This window comes from Streptomyces sp. NPDC004561 (genome assembly GCF_053602155.1).
This window is the reverse complement of record NZ_JBSGDB010000148.1, coordinates 1-19,009: the sequence shown is the minus strand read 5'-3', so window position 1 is coordinate 19,009 and position 19,009 is coordinate 1. Positions and strand designations below refer to the sequence as shown.

General features: G+C 73.7%; 17 protein-coding genes. 6 read left to right on the top strand and 11 right to left on the bottom strand.

Annotated features, from left to right (window positions below):
- The 5 genes from ACWEN3_RS20620 to ACWEN3_RS20600 form a co-directional block, all read right to left on the bottom strand.
- Window positions 1-1,216, bottom strand: a 1,216-nt coding sequence (locus ACWEN3_RS20620; protein WP_452972831.1) for a DUF2690 domain-containing protein, incomplete at its 3' end; no start/stop codon positions are given.
- Window positions 1,217-1,604: 388 nt separating this feature from the next.
- The gene (locus ACWEN3_RS20615; protein WP_452972827.1) at window positions 1,605-2,273 is read right to left on the bottom strand and encodes a response regulator transcription factor; all 669 of its coding nucleotides are present in this window, start codon (window positions 2,271-2,273) and stop codon (window positions 1,605-1,607) included.
- Window positions 2,274-2,308: 35 nt separating this feature from the next.
- Window positions 2,309-3,478 (bottom strand): sensor histidine kinase, encoded by a 1,170-nt coding sequence (locus ACWEN3_RS20610; protein WP_452972825.1) that lies wholly within the window; start codon window positions 3,476-3,478, stop codon window positions 2,309-2,311.
- A 215-nt stretch (window positions 3,479-3,693) separates the two neighbouring features.
- Window positions 3,694-4,164 (bottom strand): DUF3017 domain-containing protein, encoded by a 471-nt coding sequence (locus ACWEN3_RS20605; protein WP_452972822.1) that lies wholly within the window; start codon window positions 4,162-4,164, stop codon window positions 3,694-3,696.
- Window positions 4,154-5,008, bottom strand: a complete 855-nt coding sequence (locus tag ACWEN3_RS20600) for a bifunctional methylenetetrahydrofolate dehydrogenase/methenyltetrahydrofolate cyclohydrolase (RefSeq protein WP_452972820.1) — start codon at window positions 5,006-5,008, stop codon at window positions 4,154-4,156. Before ACWEN3_RS20600 ends, ACWEN3_RS20605 begins: the two co-directional genes overlap by 11 nt.
- A gap of 263 nt (window positions 5,009-5,271) precedes the next feature.
- On the opposite strand from ACWEN3_RS20600, the gene ACWEN3_RS20595 reads away from it, so the two are divergent.
- The 4 genes from ACWEN3_RS20595 to ACWEN3_RS20580 all read left to right on the top strand — a co-directional run bounded on the left by ACWEN3_RS20595 (window position 5,272) and on the right by ACWEN3_RS20580 (window position 8,840).
- On the top strand, window positions 5,272-5,847 hold the full coding sequence (locus ACWEN3_RS20595; protein ID WP_452972818.1) for a hypothetical protein: 576 nt from the start codon (window positions 5,272-5,274) through the stop codon (window positions 5,845-5,847).
- 133 nt (window positions 5,848-5,980) lie between these two features.
- Entirely contained in the window at window positions 5,981-6,724 is a 744-nt protein-coding gene (locus tag ACWEN3_RS20590; RefSeq protein WP_452972815.1) for an FHA domain-containing protein, read from the top strand.
- Window positions 6,721-8,268: a protein kinase domain-containing protein gene (locus ACWEN3_RS20585; RefSeq protein WP_452972812.1), complete on the top strand. Its 1,548-nt coding sequence runs from the start codon at window positions 6,721-6,723 to the stop codon at window positions 8,266-8,268. The genes ACWEN3_RS20590 and ACWEN3_RS20585 overlap by 4 nt, the downstream gene beginning before the upstream one ends.
- Before the next feature lie 101 nt (window positions 8,269-8,369).
- Window positions 8,370-8,840 (top strand): hypothetical protein, encoded by a 471-nt coding sequence (locus ACWEN3_RS20580; protein ID WP_452972809.1) that lies wholly within the window; start codon window positions 8,370-8,372, stop codon window positions 8,838-8,840.
- 70 nt (window positions 8,841-8,910) lie between these two features.
- Here ACWEN3_RS20580 and purH read toward each other — a convergent pair whose 3' ends face one another.
- Together purH and purN are read right to left on the bottom strand one after the other, a co-directional pair.
- On the bottom strand, window positions 8,911-10,479 hold the full coding sequence (gene purH, locus ACWEN3_RS20575; protein ID WP_452972807.1) for a bifunctional phosphoribosylaminoimidazolecarboxamide formyltransferase/IMP cyclohydrolase: 1,569 nt from the start codon (window positions 10,477-10,479) through the stop codon (window positions 8,911-8,913).
- Window positions 10,476-11,114 (bottom strand): phosphoribosylglycinamide formyltransferase, encoded by a 639-nt coding sequence (gene purN, locus ACWEN3_RS20570; protein WP_452972804.1) that lies wholly within the window; start codon window positions 11,112-11,114, stop codon window positions 10,476-10,478. Before purN ends, purH begins: the two co-directional genes overlap by 4 nt.
- A 292-nt stretch (window positions 11,115-11,406) precedes the next feature.
- On the opposite strand from purN, the gene ACWEN3_RS20565 reads away from it, so the two are divergent.
- Entirely contained in the window at window positions 11,407-12,219 is an 813-nt protein-coding gene (locus ACWEN3_RS20565; RefSeq protein WP_452972801.1) for a hypothetical protein, read from the top strand.
- Between the two features lie 50 nt (window positions 12,220-12,269).
- On the opposite strand, the gene ACWEN3_RS20560 is transcribed toward ACWEN3_RS20565, so the two are convergent.
- Window positions 12,270-14,066, bottom strand: a complete 1,797-nt coding sequence (locus tag ACWEN3_RS20560) for a cell division protein PerM (RefSeq protein WP_452972799.1) — start codon at window positions 14,064-14,066, stop codon at window positions 12,270-12,272.
- Window positions 14,067-14,179: 113 nt separating this feature from the next.
- Between ACWEN3_RS20560 and ACWEN3_RS20555 the strand changes: the two genes are divergently transcribed.
- On the top strand, window positions 14,180-15,265 hold the full coding sequence (locus ACWEN3_RS20555; protein WP_452972796.1) for a helix-turn-helix domain-containing protein: 1,086 nt from the start codon (window positions 14,180-14,182) through the stop codon (window positions 15,263-15,265).
- Window positions 15,266-15,424: 159 nt separating this feature from the next.
- On the opposite strand, the gene sucD is transcribed toward ACWEN3_RS20555, so the two are convergent.
- The 3 genes from sucD to ACWEN3_RS20540 form a co-directional block, all read right to left on the bottom strand.
- On the bottom strand, window positions 15,425-16,309 hold the full coding sequence (sucD, locus tag ACWEN3_RS20550) for a succinate--CoA ligase subunit alpha (RefSeq protein WP_452972793.1): 885 nt from the start codon (window positions 16,307-16,309) through the stop codon (window positions 15,425-15,427).
- Window positions 16,310-16,337: 28 nt separating this feature from the next.
- On the bottom strand, window positions 16,338-17,519 hold the full coding sequence (gene sucC / locus ACWEN3_RS20545) for an ADP-forming succinate--CoA ligase subunit beta (protein ID WP_452972790.1): 1,182 nt from the start codon (window positions 17,517-17,519) through the stop codon (window positions 16,338-16,340).
- A 436-nt stretch (window positions 17,520-17,955) separates the two neighbouring features.
- A complete protein-coding gene (locus tag ACWEN3_RS20540) occupies window positions 17,956-18,945 on the bottom strand; it encodes a hypothetical protein (RefSeq protein ID WP_452972787.1) in 990 nt (329 codons plus the stop codon).
- Window positions 18,946-19,009 lie beyond the last annotated feature (64 nt).

The following is a 19,009-nucleotide window of genomic DNA, read 5'->3' as shown; positions in this document are numbered from 1 at the left end:
GTACGCCGTGCTCGGCGCCGTGGCCGCCGCGGCGCTCACCGAGGGTGGCGCAGGCTCTGGCCTCGGTCGCGTTCTTGACGGCGATCATCGGGGTGTACGCGATGGTGTCGCCGGCCGCGGTGATGTCACCCGTCTGGCGGATCCCGCCCGCGGAGACCTGGACCTTGTCGCCCGGGGCGCCGCCGGTGATCCGGCCCCAGGCGGCGCCGCAGGCCTTGCTGTAGCGGACCTCCAGGGTGGTGGTGCCGACGGTCGCGGTCCTGGCGGTGGTCACCAGGTCGCCGCTGCATCCCATGGTCTCGGCGTCCTTGCCGGTGCAGGCGGAGCCGGCGCACTTGACCCCGGGGGGCGGGCTCGCGTCCGTGCTGGCGCTGGGAGCCGGCGGCTTGGCCGTGACCGGGTGCTTCGTGCCGCTGTGCCGGGTGAAGAAGAAGACGCCGCCGATGATGACGAGCACGCCGACCAGGCCCGCGAGGAACATCAGCAGCCGCTGCCGGTTCGCGAGGCCCGGGGCCGTGGGGTGTCCGGCGTGGGGGCCCGGGGTGTCCGGCCGGTCCTCGGGCCGCGCTCCGGGGCGGGCGCTCGCCCGCGACGGCCCCTGGTACCCGGCCACGTTCCAGGAGTTGGCGCCCGGGGCCCGTCCCGTCGGGTCCCCTCCGTCGCCTCCCGCGTCCTCGGGCGGGCCACCGGCCGCCCCCGGCCCGGAAAGCGCCGGGCCCCGGCGGTCCGCATCCGTGCCGTGCGGCACGGCGTCGCGGGCGTCGGCGTCCGGGACCGCCGGCCTGGGCGGGATCGTCGGGGAGACGCCCGCGGGACCGGCGATCCCCGGGGCGGCCGTGGCGCCGCCGCCCGGGCCCCCGGTCGCCCCGGCCGCGCCGAACTCGCCGAGCGCGGCGCGCGCCTGGGAGATCCGGATCGCCTCCATGGTGCGGTCGTGCCGCATCTCCGACCGGCTCCAGGCCCGTTCGGCCAGTTCCCACATGGTGGTGAGGTGGACCGGACTGGTCCCGGTGACCTCGGCGAGCGCGACGACCGCGCCCTTGGGCGCGAGGAGCCGGCCGCCGAGGTAGCGCTCCCAGGACGTCTTGCTGTAGCCCGTGCGGTCGGCCAGGGACGCGATGGTCAGGCCGCCGCGGTCGACGAGCCGCCGCAACTGGCTCGTGAACTCCTTGATCTGCGGATCCAGTTCGTCCGGCAGGGCTTTCCAACGAGGCATCGCCTTCCCCCCTCTTCCCCGGGACAGTCCTCTTGGTCCCGCGCGGCCCCCCCCGGCCCCGCTCCCGGGTACCCGTCCTGGCTACCCACAGGGATGCGCCGGGTCGGGATTCCAGTTCCCCGAGTGGGGGCGCACGGGAGCATGCGGCGCCCCGCTCGTGCACCCGCTGCCACGGGGTCTTCGTAACGTATCCCGAACTGTCCGCACATGGACACCGCGACGGCACACAGCGGCGGCGCGGACACCGTAGCGGAACGGTCACTTCCGTGCCACAGCGCGGGGACAGCCGTTGAACAGGCCCTTCTCGGCGGGCGAGGCTGATTTCCGGCGGCGGTTCGTCCTTGCTCGGGGGAGGGGACGAGCCGCCGTCCCGTGCGGCGCCGTCGGGTCAGCCGCCCGGCGTCACCAGGCCCGTCTCGTACGCCAGCACCACCGCCTGGGCCCGGCTGCCCAGGTCGAGCTTGGTCATGGTGCGGTTGAGGTGGGTCTTGACGGTGGCCTCGCTGATGAAGAGGCGGCCGGCGATCTCCAGGTTGGACAGGCCCCGGGCGGTGAGCCTGAGGACCTCCACCTCGCGGGAGGTGAGCACACCGAGGTCGGGCGGGGCCGCGGCGCCGGGGTCGGGCGCCTGCTGCCGGGCGAACGCCTCGACCAGGCGCCGGGTGACGCTGGGCGCGAAGAGCGCGTCACCGCCGTCGACCGCGGTGACCGCGGCGAGCAGCCGTTCCGGCCCGGAGTCCTTCAGCAGGAACCCGGAGGCCCCGGCCCGCAGCGCCCCGTACACGTACTCGTCGAGGTCGAACGTGGTCAGCACCAGTACCCTGGGCGGCCGTTCGGCGGCCTGGGCGAGGATGCGCCCGGTCGCCTCGATGCCGTTGACGCCGGGCATCCGGATGTCCATGAGGACGACGTCGGGGCGGGTCTCGGCGGCGAGCCGCACGGCCTCCTCGCCGTCCTCCGCCTCGCCCACCACCTCGAAGCCGGGCGCGGCGTCGAGCAGGCCGACGAGCCCGGCGCGGATGAGGAACTGGTCGTCGACGACGAGCACTCTGGTCATCCCGTACGGTCGTCCCCCCGCCGTGCTCCGTCCGCCTACCGCTCCGCCTCCGGCCGGCCCCCGCGACTGTGTTCGGCGGCCGTGGCGGGCAGGGTCAGCCGGACCTCGTAGCCGCCCTCGGAGCGTGGGCCGACCGAGATCGTCCCGCCGTAGAGCTTGGCCCGCTCGCGCATGCCAATCAAGCCGTGTCCGCCGCCGGCCGGCACTCTGTCCGGATCCGCTCCCTCCCCGTCGTCGGTGACGCGGACCGTCAGCTCGTGGGCGCCGTAACGCAGTTCCACGCGCGCGTGTGCCGGGCCCGCGTGTCTGAGCACGTTGGTGAGGGCCTCCTGGACGACGCGGTAGGCGCACAGTTCGACGCCGGGCGGCAGCGGGCGGGCGGCGCCCTCGACGGCGAGGTCCACGGGCAGGCCGCCGGCCCGGACCCGGTCGACGAGTTCGCCGAGCCGGGCGAGGGTGGGCATGGGGGCCCGCTCGGGGGCCTCCGGGTCCTCCTCGCGCAGCACCTGGAGCATGCGGCGCAGCTCCTCCAGGGCCTCGCCGCTGGTGTCGGCGATGGTGCCGAGCGCGCCGCGGGCCTTGGCCGGGTCGGAGTCGAAGACGAACCGGGCGAGGCCCGCCTGCACGGAGACCACCGACATGTGGTGGGCGACCACGTCGTGCAGTTCCCGGGCGATCCGGCCGCGTTCCTCGGCGACCGCGCGCCGGGCCCGCTCGGCCTGCTCGGCGCGCAGCCGCCGGGTCAGTTCGGCGGAGCGGCGGGCCAGATGCCCGAACCAGACCAGCACCGAGCAGTACAGCAGCGCCTGCCCGAGCACGGAGGCCATGGACGGGGTGTGGCTGACCACGCCCGCGTAGACCCACAGCGCCGTCATGCAGGCGGCGCAAACCAGTGCCGTGCGCACCGGGCGGACGGAGGCCACGGTGTACAGGGCCAGCATGAGGCCGAAGGTGCACACCACGGGCCAGTAACCGAGGGTGACATAGCCGACCGCGGCGGCCTCGACGACGGCGAAGGCGCCGAGCGGCCACCGGCCGCGCAGGGCGACCGGCAGATGGGCGAGGCCGACCAGGACATAGGCGCGGGCGCCGAGTTCCGGCCATCCCTGGGACCGCGACTCCTGCCCGAGCAGAACGGCGACCACGGCCATGGCCACCGCGATCAGCGTGTCCACGACGAGCGGGCGGGGCGTCCTCGGTCGCATCGCCGCAGGGTAGCGCCGGAATGCCGATGCGGGAGTCAACCGAAAGGTCTACCACGGAAGTTGCAGGTCGGCAGCCGCTGCCGACCGTTGGCGGTACGGGAGTTCCGACCGCAGGCGGACGCGGGGCCGTACGGGCCGCCGTAGCGTCGGTGCCGGGGAACGCGAGTGGCCCGCGTCCCCGGGGGAGACGCGGGCCACCGGCGGTGGGGTTCCCGCTATCCGGACATCGTGAAGTGCAGCGTGTCCTTCAGGAAGGGGACCACCAGCCAGGGTCTGGGCTGGGCCATCAGGGCCAGCAGGACGATCGCCAGGCCGAGGAGGCCGTAGGTGACGATGTCCGTGAACCGGGAGCGTACGGCGAGCATGCCGACGCTGGGCAATATCCAGCGCATGACCGCGCCGGCCAGCAGCGCGGCCCCGATCAGCAGGGTGCCGTAGCGGAACGCGTCGAGCGCGGTCAGCAGCAGGCCGAGCGCGACCGCGCCCAGCACGACGAGCACGGGCCACTGCCGGGCGGGCGCAGGGGCGTCGCTCGAGGCGGCCCGGCCGCCGCCCTCGGGCCGTGCGGTGTCCTTGGTGAACAGCGGGAAACGACGGGTCGTGCGCCGCGGGCGCCCCTGCTCGTCGGGGGCGCTGATCGCGTCGCGGACGGTCGGCCGGTCGTCGTGCGTGTCCTCAGCCGGCACTGCGCTCCGCCGCCTCGACCACGTTGACCAGCAGCTGCGCCCGGGTCATCGGGCCGACACCGCCGGGGTTGGGGGAGATCCAGCCGGCCACCTCGGTCACGCCCGGGTGGACGTCGCCGACGATCTTGCCGTCGGCGTTGCGGGAGACGCCGACGTCCAGGACGGCCGCGCCCGGCTTGACGTCCTCGGGCCGGATCAGGTGCGGGAAGCCGGCGGCCGCGATGATGATGTCGGCGCGCTTCAGGTGGGAGGACAGGTCACGGGTGCCGGTGTGGCACTGGGTCACGGTGGCGTTCTCGCTGCGGCGGGTGAGCAGCAGCGGCATCGGGCGCCCGATGGTGACGCCCCGGCCGACGACCACGACCTCGGCGCCCTTGATCTCCACACCGTGGCGGCGCAGCAGGGTGAGGATGCCGTTGGGGGTGCAGGGCAGCGGCGCCGGCTCGTTCAGCACCAGCCGGCCGAGGTTCATCGGGTGCAGGCCGTCCGCGTCCTTGGCCGGGTCCATCAGCTCCAGGATGCGGTTCTCGTCGACGCCCTTGGGCAGCGGGAGCTGGACGATGTAGCCGGTGCAGGCCGGGTCCTCGTTCAGCTCCCGGACGACCGCCTCGATCTCCTCCTGCGTGGCGGTGGCCGGCAGCTCACGCTGGATGGAGGCGAGGCCGACCTGCGCGCAGTCGCGGTGCTTGCCGGCGACGTACTTCTGGCTGCCGGGGTCGTCCCCGACCAGGATCGTGCCGAGGCCGGGCGTGACGCCCTTCTCCTTCAGCGCCGCCACGCGGGCGGTCAGATCGGACTTGATCGCGGCTGCGGTGGCCTTGCCATCGAGAATCTGGGCGGTCATACCCCCATCCTCGCGGATGACCGCCTCGTGGTTCCAATCCGGGTGGCCCTACGCCGCAGCGGACCCGGTCGCGGGTGATCGACGATGTTGCACTTGCACAACACCTGCGGTATTCGGCTGGACAAGCAACTATCCGGTCAAGAACGATGAGCAGCACAGTGCAGCGGGCAGCTCATCGGGGGGACGGACCGCATCTGTAGAACCTCTCCTCCGTGCCGTGCCGCGACTCGTCCCCGCACTCGACCGACGGAGGAGACACCACCATGAGCTTCGGTGAACCGAACAATCCCTACGGCGCCCCGCAGGGGCAGCAGCAGCCGGGCTACGGCTACCCGCAGCAGCAGCCGCAGCAGGCCGGTTACGGCTACCCGCAGGCTCCGCCCGTCCAGCAGCAGTACGGCGCCGGCGCCCCGATGACCGCCATGCCGGGCAACGTCGGCGCGGCCCGCGTGATGCTGTGGGTGATCGTCGGCCTGCAGGTGATCGGCATGGCGCTCTTCGCTTTCTACGCGGCGGCCGTGAGCCACGCGAAGAATGACAACAACCTGCAGAACAACTCCTCCTTCCAGAAGCTCGCCGACTACTCGACCGGCATCCTGGTGGGCATGATCGTGTTCGCGCTCGCCTGGGCCGTGTTCGCGGCCGTGCTCGCGGTGAAGTTCAACACCGGCGGCAACGGTGTCCGCGTCACCACCCTGGTGTTCGGCATCATCACCGCGGTGCTCGGCCTGTACCCGTTCGTCGTCGTGGGCCTCGTCCACACGGTGCTGGCCATCCTGATCGCCTGCTTCGTCGGCGGCTCCAACGGCAAGGCCTGGTTCAACCGCCCCCGTTACTGATCCCGCCCGCGCGACGGAACAGTTCGCGCCAATCACCGCCGCCGGCCGTGTCTCACCCGCCCAGGGGAGGCACGGCCCTGGTGTGTTCGCCCTAGTCTGGCCGGGGTAGCCGTCAGGCACGGGGAGACGCACCTTGTACAGCATCGTCGTGGTACCTCCGCCGACCACGGAGGACGCACACCACCGCACCCAGATCCGGCTCGCCCCGGGCGAGCGCCTCACCTTCGGGCGGGCGCCCGGCAACGACCTGCCGATCCCGCACGACGGGGTCTCGCGCCGGGCCGGAGAGCTCGGCGCGCAGGGCGCGTTCTGGATACTCAGCAACCTGTCCGCGCGGCAGACGTACGTGGTGGAGAACCCGGAGGGCGCCGGGGAGCACATCAAGGTCGGCCCGGGCAGGCTCGGCGCCCCCGTCCCGTTCGAGTTCTCGCGGATCGTGCTGCCCGCCGCCGGGGAACTGCTCGCGATCGAGGTGTGGGCACCGCGCCACGACTACCTGCGCGACGGCGGCGGACCGGACGGCGACACCACGGCCCCGGCCTTCTCCGTCGACCGCACCAAGCGCTACTTCGCCGTGCTGGCCGCCCTGTGCGAGCCGCGGCTGCGCGGCGATCCGCACGCCCCGACGCCCACCGTCGACCAGGTCGTCGACCGGCTGCGCCCGGCCTGGCCCGCCGCCTCGCGGACGTCGGTGCAGTGGAACATCGACTACCTGGCCGTGAAGCTGCGGCTCAAGCCCGGCCCGGAGACCGCGGACACCGGCCCCCGCCTCAACGGCAAGAAGGAGTCCCTGGTCTCCCTGGCGCTGCGCTTCGACCTGGTGCGCGAGGACGACCTGGTCGTGCTGTCCGCGCCGGCGAGCCGGGCGGCCCGGTGACCGAGCCGTACGCGGTGGTGGTGCCGAGGGGCTACCGGGTCGGCCGCTGGGAGGTGCGCGAGCCGATCGCGACGGGTGCCTTCGGCAGCGTCTACACGGCCCGGCGCACCGGCGACTCCCCCGCCGGCCCCGGCCTGCCCCGGACGGCCGCCCTGAAGTTCCTGCCCACCGGCACCGGCACCCCGCGCCGGCTGGCGCATCTGCACGACCTCGTCGAGCGCGAGATCGACCTGCACCGCAGGCTCAGGCGGCCGCGGCTGATCCGGATGTACGAGACCCTCGTCGTCGACGACCCGGCCCGCCCCGCCCTGGACGGCGCCACCGTCCTCGTCCTGGAGAAGGCCGAGGGCTCCCTGTCCGCGCTGCTCGCCGCCGCGCCCCGCCCGGCGGCCGGGGCCGCCCTGCTCGCCCAGATCTGCGAGGGACTGGTCCAGCTGCACCGGGCGGGCTGGGTGCACGGGGACCTGAAACCGGCCAATGTGCTGCTGATGGCGGACGGTTCGGCGCGGCTGGCCGACTTCAACATGGCGGCCGAGCTGGAGGGCACCCACGCCTACACCCCGGCCTTCTCCACCCCCGACTACACCCCGCCCGAGCTGCTGTGGGCGGAGATCGGCGAACGCGGCCGGCGGATCCGCCCGTCCGCCGACGTCTGGGCCTTCGGCGTGCTCGCCCACCTGGTCCTCACCGGCTCCTTCCCGCTGCCCGGCGGCACCCCGACGGCCCGCCGCGACGCGGCCGCCGCCTACGCCCGCGGCGCCGACGAACTGCGTCTGTCGGCCGAACTCCCGGACGCCTGGCGGGAGATCGTCCGCGACTGCCTGGCCCGTACGCACGCCGCGCGCGTCACCACCGAGGCGCTGGCCCGCCGTGTCGAGGCGGCCGCCGGCACCGGCGGCCCGGGGCGCCCGCCCCGGCTCCCGCCGCTCCGCGGACGCCGGCCCGCGGTGATCGCCGGCACCGTGGCCGCCACCGTCGCCGTCGCCGCCCTCGGCTACGGCATCAGCACCTGGGCCGCGCACGGGAGCGACCGCACCCGCGAGGTCTCCCCGGCCGCGTACGGCGCCTCGGACCTGCGCACCGACAAGGGCGTCCCGGTCGTCTACCGCCGGCTCGTCGTGGACTCCGCCCGCGCCTGTTCCCGGCCCGAGGTCACCCCCGCGCTCGTCGCGGCGATGCTGAAGTCCGAGAGCGACTTCGACCCGAACCTCTCCGATCCCGGCAACCAGGAGTTCGGCATCGCCCGCTGGACCCCGGGCGTGCTGCGCTGGTGGATGCGGGACGACGGCATTCCCGCGTCGGCGACGCCCACGCCGCCGCTGACCCCCTCGGTGTCCATCCCGGCCATGGGCCGCTACCTGTGCTACATCGACGCCCATCTGAAGGACGGCCTGCCCGGCGACAAGCGGGTGCTGATCTCCGCCGCCTACCGGACGTCGTACACGAGGGTGAACGACGCGGGCGGAGTTCCCGCGAAGTACCGCGACTACTGCGCCCGCGTCGCCCACTACCTCAAGGAGTACACGCCCCCGGGCCGGAAGTGACCCTGAGACCTCCGAGGTACCGGCGGGCGGGCGCCGCTGGGACGGTGGAACCACTCCGCCACGGCGGAGTGACCACATCGCTCGTTCACATGGGGGAACACGTGAACATCGCAAAGCCTGCCGCGCTGCTCGTCGCGGCCACCGCCCTGCTCGCCGGCTCCACGGTCGCGGCCACCGCCGCCACCCCGGACGGCACCCGGGTCACCGGCATCCAGCGCACCGCCGACCAGGTGCTCGCCGGGCACCCGAAGCCCCTGGAGGTGTCGGCCGACCGGGTCCGGTACGACGGACTGACGCTGACCAGGGCCCCGCGGGGGAAGGCCGCCGCCAAGGACCTGGACTGCGCCTACGGCCATCTGTGCATGATCGTCAAGGGCACGAAGTTCGACTTCTACAAGTGCCAGACCTGGAACGTCACCAACTGGACCGGGGACGGCCCGTTCACCAACAACCAGACCCCGGGCACGGTCGCCCGGTTCTTCAACAAGGACGGCAGCGTCCGCTGGACCTCGACCGCCTACCAGGCCGGCACCGCGACCTGGGACCCGATCTGGTCCCTGCGCCCCTGCTGACCCGGTGAAACGGACGGCCTCCGGCTCCCTCGGGGGAGGGCCGGAGGCCGTCGTACGGGGCGGAGGGGGATCAGTGGAAGAAGTGGCGCGTGCCCGTGAAGTACATGGTCACGCCCGCCTTCTTGGCGGCCTCCACGACCTGCTCGTCACGGATCGAGCCGCCCGGCTGGACGATCGCCCGCACCCCGGCGCCGATGAGGATCTCCGGGCCGTCGGGGAAGGGGAAGAAGGCGTCGGAGGCCGCGTAGGCACCGCGGGCCCGCTCCTCGCCGGCTCGCTCGACCGCCAGCTTGCAGGAGTCGACGCGGTTGACCTGGCCCATGCCGACGCCGACGGAGGCGCCGTCCTTGGCCAGCAGGATCGCGTTGGACTTCACCGCGCGGCACGCCTTCCAGGCGAAGGCCAGTTCCTTCAGCTCGTCCTCGCCGAGCGCCTCGCCGCTGGCCAGCGTCCAGTTCGCGGGGTCGTCGCCGTCGGCCTGCAGCCGGTCGGTGACCTGGAGCAGCACACCGCCGTCGATCTGCTTGGCCTCGACCCGGTTGCAGGGCGCGTCCGGGGCCTTCAGCACCCGGATGTTCTTCTTCCTGGCGAGGGCCTCCAGGGCCCCCTCCTCGTAGTCCGGGGCGACGATGACCTCGGTGAAGATCTCCGCGACCTGCTCGGCCATCTCCCTGCTGACCGGCCGGTTCACGGCGATCACACCGCCGTACGCGGAGACCGGGTCGCAGGCGTGCGCCTTGCGGTGCGCCTCGGCGACGTCCGAACCGACCGCGATGCCGCAGGGGTTGGCGTGCTTGATGATCGCGACGCACGGCTCGTCGTGGTCGTACGCGGCACGGCGGGCGGCGTCCGTGTCCGTGTAGTTGTTGTACGACATCTCCTTGCCGTGCAGCTGCTCGGCCGCGGCGAGGCCACCGGTGCCGTCGACGTACAGCGCGGCGCCCTGGTGCGGGTTCTCGCCGTAACGGAGGGTGTTCTCGCGCTCGTAGGTGGCGCCGAGGAAGTCGGGGAAGCCCGACTCGTCGAGGGGCGCGTAGGAGGACGCGAACCAGGAGGCCACCGCCACGTCGTAGGCGGCCGTGTGCCGGAACGCCTCGGCGGCCAGCCGCTTGCGGGCGGCGAGGTCGAAGCCGCCGTCCTTGGCGGCGGCCAGCACGTCCGCGTAGCGCTCGGGGCTGGTGACCACGGCGACCGAGGGATGGTTCTTGGCGGCGGCGCGGACCATCGACGGGCCGCCGATGTCGATCTGCTCCACGCACTCGTCTTCCGAGGCGCCGGAGGCGACGGTCTCGCGGAACGGGTAGAGGTTCACGACGACCAGGTCGAACGGCTCCACGCCGAGCTCGGCGAGCTGCCCGCGGTGGCTGTCCAGGCGCAGGTCGGCGAGGATGCCAGCGTGCACCTTCGGGTGCAGGGTCTTCACCCGGCCGTCCAGGCACTCCGGGAAGCCGGTCAGCTCCTCGACCTTGGTGACGGGGACGCCGGCGGCGGCGATGCGGGAGGCCGTGGAGCCGGTGGACACCAGCTGGACACCGGCCTCGTGCAGCCCGCGGGCCAGCTCTTCCAGCCCGGTCTTGTCGTAGACGCTGACGAGCGCGCGGCGGATCGGCCGCTTGGTGCTCTCGGCGGTGGCGGTCACTGGATAACTACCTTTCGTCCCTCAATGCGATAGCCGTTGCGGGCGAGGCGCCCCACGACCTCGACGAGCAGCCTTCGCTCGACTTCCTTGATGCGCTCGTGCAGCGCGCTCTCGTCGTCCTCGTCCCGGACCTCGACCACGCCCTGCGCGATGATCGGCCCGGTGTCGACGCCGTCGTCGACGAAGTGGACGGTGCAGCCGGTGACCCTGGCGCCGTACGCGAGCGCGTCGCGGACGCCGTGGGCCCCGGGGAAACTGGGCAGCAGGGCCGGGTGCGTGTTGACGAACCGGCCGCCGTACCGCGCGAGGAACTCCTTCCCCACGATCTTCATGAACCCGGCGGAGACCACCAGGTCCGGCTCGTACCCGGCCACGGCCTCGGTGAGGGCGGCGTCCCACTCCTCCCGGGTCCCGTGGTCCTTGACCCGGCACACGAAGGTCGGCAGTCCGGCCCGTTCGGCGCGGGCGAGCCCCTCGATGCCGGCGCGGTCCGCCCCGACGGCGACGATCCGCGCGCCGTACGACTCGGCTCCGGTGCGCTCGATCTCGTCCAGGAGCGCCTGCAGATTGGTGCCGGATCCGGAGACCAGCACGACGAGGCGCTTGACCGCTGGGCCGGGGGTGGTGGCGGCCACGGTGGGGCCCTTTCTCGGGAAGCGATGTGTCCGGCCGCTTGCCCGGCCGGGCGGTTTGTACGGTCGCACGAATGCTTCGCCTCCCCGGATACGGGGAAGTCTACGAAGCGGCCGACCGTCAGCAACGATACCGGCACTCCAGAAGGCCCCCGCGGGACGGGGGCGTGGCCGGAAGGTAGCGTTCGCAGGGAATCAAGAAGGGGCAGCCTCGGGAACGCGGTCGTCGTGCGGTGCGTTCACGGGGTGGAAGCTCACGTGGGAAGCCATTCACCTAGGGGAAGACGCTCTTTTGATGCCCGATCGCAGCCTGCGACTGCTCACGTTCCCCCCGCGCCCGGCCCAGGGGGGCGAGCGTGGTGCCGTGCTGCTGCGGGAACGGCCGTCGTCACCGCCCGAGGCGCCCAAGGACGGCGGCCGGCAGACCGGCGCCGGTCAGGGTCATGACGGACGGGACAGCGGCGGGCGCGACGGTGGGCGGCAGGACGACAACCCGTTCGCGCCGCCGCCGGAGGGCACCCCGGACCGCCCGTGGCGGCCCCGCCACCCGGAGGGCTCCTCCGGGTCGGGTAAGGACTCCGGGGGCGGCCCCTCCTGGGGCGGCCAGTGGAGCGACCGCCAGCCCGGCCGCTCCCCGGGTCCCTTCGGCGAGCGTCCCGGCGGCGGACCCCAGGGCCCCGGCGGCCCCGGCCCGGGCGCGGGCATGCGCTGGGACCCCACGGACCCGGCCCAGCGCCGCGCGCGCTACGCCCTGCTCTCGGGCATGTGGGCCGTCTTCTTCGTGCTCTTCGGCTGGCCGTACGTGGCCCTGCTGCTCGGGGCGCTGGCCCTGTACTGGGGCGTCAGCGCGCTGCGCGCCAAGCCGCGCACCCCGGACCCGGACACCCCGGCGGTGGGCACCGGCCGGCCCCAGACCACGGCGGCGGTCGGCGGCCTGGTCACCGCGTCCCTCGCACTGGTCCTGGTCGCCTCGACCTTCACCGTCCAGTTCGTCTACCGCGACTACTACTCGTGCGTGAACGACGCCCTGACGCACGAGGCCAAGCAGTCCTGCCAGAGACTGCTGCCGCAGGAGCTGCGCGGGGTCCTGGGGACCGGGAACAGCTGACCCCGGGCTCCGGGCTTCGGACGGCCGTCGGTCTCGGCGGCCGGAGACGGTCAGTGGTTCCCCTCGGTGGGCTCTTCCGACGGCTCGGTGTGCTCCCACGCCGGTGATGCGTCCGGGATCGGCCAAGGCTCCGGGGGCGACGAGATCCCGGGGGCTGCGGGGAGCGGCGGAGCCGGGTCCGGTGTGACCTGCGGTGCCGGGGGCGCCTGCGGGACATGGGGCGGCGGGTCGTGCGGAACCGGTGCACCCCCGGGCGTCCCGGTCGCCGCCTCGCGCAGGGCCTCCCAGCGGGAGGTGCGGGCGAGGTCGTCGTGCCAGCCCGACGGGAACAGGTCGTCGGCTGCGGGCAGGACGTCGTACCGCTCGTCCTCGTCCTCCGCGAGGTCCGTGACGCCGGGGGCGGCCTCCGCCCGGACGGGCGGCCCGGTCTTGGCCCTGACGGAGTCCTTCGCCCCCGTCTCCTTCGCCCCCTGGACCTTCGTCTCGTCGGGCTTCGCCTTCGGCGCCCCCGTCTCCGCGCCCTGCGCCGGGATCGGCCCGCCGCGCGCCCGCAGCCGCCACAGCCGCCACGCGCGTACGGTCACCGCGACCGGCACGCCCAGCACGATCCAGGCCCCGGCCGCTGCCCCGGTCTGCCACCACACCGGTCCGAAGCGGGCCAGCGCGGCCACCCCCAGCGGGCCGCCCGCCAGCGCGCCGAGCAGGGCCAGGAACACCGCGCCGACCAGCGCGGTCAGCAGGACCACCCCGGCCGTCCGGCCCGCCGACCAGCGGGCCCGGCCCGGCTTCCCCGGTTCCGGCCGCGGCACCGCCGCCCGTGCCACGAACCAGCCCGCCGTCACCGCGGCCGCCACTGGGACCAGCCCTACCGCCCAGTTCAGCGGTGTCCCGGCGCCCGCGTCCGGCACCGCCGCCAGCAGCGGGAACGGTGGCAGCAGCGGGGCCGGGTCGGAGAGGAACGGGTGCACCGGATGCCCGGCGCCCAGGACGAAACCCGGGCCGAGGGCGTAGGAGGCGGCCCACACCGACGCGTTGGGGATCAGCGCGATCCCGAGCAGCAGTACGGCGAACCGGCCGCTCCAGCCCTCCGTCAGCTGCAGGAAGGACGCCCGCGCCGCATCGCCGTGCCACACCAGCGACGTCCCGACCAGCAGGCCCCCGCCCCCGACGAGCACGGCCGTCGCCGCACCGGCGGCCCGTACGGCCGCGCCCAGCCGGGCCCGCGCGTCCGTGCCGGACAACCGCCGCCGCACCGGCTGCGGCAGCACCGTCCACGCCCTGAGCAGCGGCTCGCGCGGACGGCCGTGCGCCGACCACACCCCGGCCCCCGCCGCCGCGGCGGCAACGACGGGCAGACACGCCGTCACCCAGCTCCATGCGGGGCGCAGTTCGCCGCCCGAGCAGTACAGCGCGACGGCGCCGCCGACGCCGAGGTAGCCGAGGACCACGCCCGTCCACGCGGTGCGCGGCTGCACCGGCGGCGGGCCCTCGGGGTCGCCCGACGCGTCCGTGGCGTCCCGCCCGGCCCGGTACAGCAGCCACGCCGGCACGGCGAGCAGCAGCAACGGGGTCACGCCCACCGGCAGGGTCGCGCCCGGGACCGTCCCGGTGCGGACCAGCTCCACCCCGTGCGCCAACAGCCACAGCGCGGCGGCGACATGCAGCGCCCCGCCCGGCCCGCTGTCGGGGTACGGGGAGCTGATCCACATCCCCAGGACGAGCACGGTGAGCGAGCCGAGCCCGAGCCCGGCCGCGATCGCGCCGTTCAGCAGGCTCGCGGCCAGCCCGGGCGAACGGTCCCGCAGCCGGTTGGACAGAGGCGTGAGCGACGGTCGGCGCGCGGTCATCTGGATCACGTCGCCATGCTCCCAACGACACGCGCTTTCCCGGCGTAACAGGCGAACCCCCGTAGTGTCGCTCAATATATGTTTATGTTCTTTTTCGTACGAAAGGGTGCACGGTGACGACGCAGAACCCTGCCACCTCGCTGCCACCACCGAAGGAACGCCGACGCCTGCGCCAGTCCCGCTCCATGACGCAGGCTCAGCTCGCCACGCGCCTCGGCGTCCACCGCGCGACGGTCCGCGGATGGGAGTCCGGCCGCCGGATGCCGACCGGACCCGAGGGCGAGGCGTACGCCCGGCTGCTCGCCTCGCTCGCCGAGCCGACGGCCGCTCAGCAGACGTCCGGACAGCAGGGGTCGGCGAGACCGGCGGTCGCCCCAGGGGCGTCGGCAGCGCAGCCCGGGCCCCTGACGCCCGCTCAGTCGTTCGACGAGCTCTACGCCTTCTGCGCGCCGGCCCTCGTACGCCAGGCCTGGCTGCTCACCGGGCGCCGGGAGCTGGCCCGGGAGGCCGTGGAGCAGGCCTTCCAGCTCGCCTGGCAGCGCTGGCCGGAGGTGGCCCGGGACCGGGACCCGGCCGGCTGGGTGCGGGCGGTGGCGTACGACTGCGCGCTCTCCCCCTGGCACCGCTTCCGCCCGCGGTACCGCAACCCGGAGCCGCCACCCGCCGACCCCGCCGACCGGGAGCTGCTGCAGGCCCTGCTGAGGCTCCCGACGTCGTACCGGCGCACGCTCGTCCTCTACGACGGCGTGGGCCTCGACCTGCCGGAGACGGCGGCGGAGACGGAGGCCAGCACCCCGGCGGCCGCCAGCCGGCTGACCCACGCCCGGGCGGCGGTGGCCGCGCGCGTCCCCGCGCTGGCCGACCCCGCCCTGCTGCACCGGCGGCTGACCGAACTCGCCTCCACGGAGCGGTGGCGTGCCACCGTGCCGACGGCGGTGCGGACCGGCTGCGAACGCCGGAACGTCTTCTGGACCCGGGCGGCCATCGCCTTCACCGTGACGATCATCGGCGCGACGACGCTCACGCTGCGGACCGCGCCGACGCGGTACGAGGCGCCGATCGCTCCGGCCCAGGCGGTACGGGGCGTTCCGCGGCCCGCCCCCCTCGGCCCGCTGTCCCAGGGAGAGCTGGCCCTGCGGTCGAAGCTGCGGGGAGAGACGGCGAGCGGGAGGGAGCGTCTGGTGCCGGACCTCCGGTGACGGCCGGGGATGCGCCGTCGGACCGCGCGCCGTCCCGGGCGCGGGCCCGTGGTGACCGGTCGCGCGGTTCACCGCGCCCCTTCGGGGCGCTACGGGCGCAGACGCCGGCAGGCCCGCCCCGGGCTGCGGGACGGGCCTGCCGGCGTGCTGTCAGGAGACTCAGGCGCTCAGGATCTCGCGCGCGAGCTTGGCCGTCTCGGTCGGGGTCTTGCCGACCTTGACGCCCGCGGCCTCGAGGGCCTCCTTCTTCGCCTGGGCGGTGCCGGAGGAGCCGGAGACGATGGCGCCGGCGTGGCCCATGGTCTTGCCCTCGGGCGCGGTGAAGCCCGCGACGTAACCGACGACCGGCTTGGTCACGTTCTCCTTGATGAACGCGGCCGCGCGCTCCTCGGCGTCGCCGCCGATCTCACCGATCATCACGATGAGCTCGGTCTCCGGGTCGTCCTGGAACGCGGCCAGGGCGTCGATGTGGGTGGTGCCGATGATCGGGTCGCCACCGATGCCGACGGCCGTCGAGAAGCCGATGTCACGCAGCTCGTACATCATCTGGTAGGTCAGCGTGCCGGACTTCGACACCAGGCCGATGCGGCCCGGCTTGGTGATGTCGCCCGGGATGATGCCGACGTTCGACTGGCCCGGGGTGATGATGCCGGGGCAGTTCGGGCCGATGATGCGGGTCTTGTTGCCCTTCTTGCCGGCGTACGCCCAGAAGGACGCCGTGTCGTGCACGGCGATGCCCTCGGTGATGACGACGGCCAGCGCGATCTCGGCGTCGATGGCCTCGACGACCGCGTCCTTGGTGAACTTCTCCGGCACGAAGATGACGGAGACGTTGGCGCCGGTCTTCTCGATGGCCTCCTTGACGGTGCCGAAGACGGGTACCTCGGTGCCGTCGAAGTCCACGGTCTGACCCGCCTTGCGCGGGTTCACGCCGCCCACGACGTTCGTGCCGTCACCGAGCATGAGCTTCGTGTGCTTCATGCCGGTGGCGCCGGTCATGCCCTGGACGATGACCTTGCTGTCCTTGTTGAGCCAGATAGCCATGGTGTGTTGGTGTCCTCGTCCTGAGTGCTTACTTGGCGGCGTGGGCCAGCTCAGCGGCCTTGTCGGCCGCGCCGTCCATGGTGTCGACGCGCTGCACCAGCGGGTGGTTGGCGTCGGTGAGGATCTTCCGGCCCAGTTCGGCGTTGTTGCCGTCGAGGCGGACGACGAGCGGCTTCTCGACCTTCTCGCCGCGGTCCTCCAGGAGCTTCAGGGCCTGCACGATGCCGTTCGCGACCTCGTCGCAGGCGGTGATGCCACCGAAGACGTTCACGAAGACGGACTTGACGTCCGGGTCGCCCAGGATGATCTCCAGGCCGTTCGCCATGACCTGGGCCGAGGCGCCACCGCCGATGTCCAGGAAGTTGGCGGGCTTGACGCCGCCGTGCTGCTCACCGGCGTACGCGACGACGTCCAGGGTGCTCATGACGAGACCGGCGCCGTTGCCGATGATGCCGACCTCGCCGTCGAGCTTGACGTAGTTGAGGTTCTTCTCCTTGGCGGCGGCCTCCAGCGGGTTGGCCGCGTCCTTGTCGTGGAGCGCCTCGTACTCGGGGTGGCGGAACTCGGCGTTCTCGTCGAGCGACACCTTGCCGTCGAGGGCGATGACGTCACCGGAGGCGACCTTCGCGAGCGGGTTGACCTCGACGAGGAGGGCGTCCGACTTGATGAAGGTGTCCCACAGCTTCACCAGGACGTTCGCGACCTTGTCCGCGACCTCGGCCGGGAACTTGGCGGCCGCGACGATCTCGCGGGCCTTGGCCTCGTCCACACCGTCGATCGGGTCGATCGGCGTCTTGGCGACGGCCTCCGGACGGGTGGCCGCCACCTCCTCGATCTCCATGCCGCCCTCGACGGAGGCGATGGAGAGGAAGGTGCGGTTGGCACGGTCGAGGAGGAAGGAGACGTAGTACTCCTCGACGATCTCCGGAGCGGTCTCGGCGATCATGACCTTGTGGACCGTGTGGCCCTTGATGTCCATGCCGAGAATGTCCGTCGCCCGGGCGACGGCCTCGTCCGCGGAGGCGGCCAGCTTCACGCCACCGGCCTTGCCACGACCACCGACCTTCACCTGCGCCTTGACGACGGACTTGCCGCCCAGCCGCTCGGTGATCTCGCGCGCCGCCTCAGGCGTATCGATGACTTCACCGGCCAGCACCGGTACATCGTGCTTGGCGAAGAGGTCCCTCGCCTGGTACTCGAACAGGTCCACGCGCTTCCGTCCCTATCAGTGATCTCGCGGTTCGTTGGATGCGTGGGCGTGCCGCGAAGGGCAACGTGACGTCCGCTTGTCACTAGGGGGGCGCACACGGTGTCCGAGCGCGCGGCATGTCCGTCTCGCAGGTTATCGCCGCTTGCGGGGGCTCCCTAAATCGAGGGTCACACGTGAGCGGTGATACCTGTCACATGATGCCGGTTTTCCTGGCACGGCGTGCCGATGCGTGAGGCGTCCACGGGTGATGTGCGAGGCCTCACCGGGCTGGGGTTGACCCGGTGAGGCCCCGGGCGGTCCCGGGCGAGCCGGGACCGGGGCGGTTGATCCCCACCCCAATGGGGACCACCCGCCCCGACCGCGGGAGTCCGCCCGGACGGTCCGATGGCATTCGGCCGTCCGGGTGCGGTCACGCCGCGGAGCGGCAGGGGGGTGCTCAGCCCTGGTGGCCCAGGTCCTGATACCCCTGGTAACCGATGCCCTGTACGGCACCCAGCACGCCGTACGGGTCCTGCAGGTGCGCGGGTACGGCCGTCCGGGCAACTCCCTCGACGCCGTCGGCCGCGTGCCCGGCCAGCGCACCGCCGGCGCCCCGCACGGTGCCGTCGAGGCCGTACGCGAAGCCGGTGGCCTGCCCGGTGACGGGCGCGGCCTGCCCGGCCACCCCGCCCGCGAACGGCACCGCCTCGCCCGCCACGCCGTGCGCCAGGCCGACCGTGCTCCCGCCGATCCCGTCGGCCATCGGCCACACGGTCCCGTCGAGGGTGGCGACCGCCTGGTGCACGGCGCCGGTGACGGTGCCGGTGACCGGCTGGGCCGCTTCGGTGATCCCGGCCGCGAAGGGCGGCACCTGGCCGCCGACGCCCTCGGCGAAGGCCCCGGCCTGCCCCGTCACCCCGTGCGCGAGCGGCGGTACGGCGCCGACGGCACCGCCGGCGAAGGCCTGGGCGTCACCGTGGACGCCGTACGCGAGCGCCCCCGCGCCCGAGACGGCCTGCCCGGCGACCGGCGCGACCTGGCCCACCGCGGCGGAGGCGGCCGGCGGCAGCACGGCGTCGGCGGTGTCCCGCGTGACCTGACCGGCCAGGCCCGTGGCGTACGCGGGGACACCGCCGGCCAGTGCCCACGTGTCGCCGACGGCACCGCCGGCCACGCCGTACGCGTCCGCGCGCGCCTCCATGGCCGCGCCGTACGCCCCCGCCTGCGCGCCCGCGGCCGTCCCGTGCACACCGTCCTGCGCGCGCAGCGCGGTCCCGGCCGCGGCGGTGCCCGCGCCCGCCGCCACACCCCGGGCACCGGCGGCCGTGTCCATGGCCACGCCGTACACCCCGGAGCCGGCGCCCGCCGCGGTTCCGTACGCCCCGGCCGCGGCGTCCAGGGCCGTGCCCCGCACCCCGGAGACCGTGTTCGCGGCTGCTCCGCCCACGCCGGCCACAACAGGGTGAGCCAGGACGGGCGTTCGCCCTCCGCGGCCAGCGGGGCGACGATGC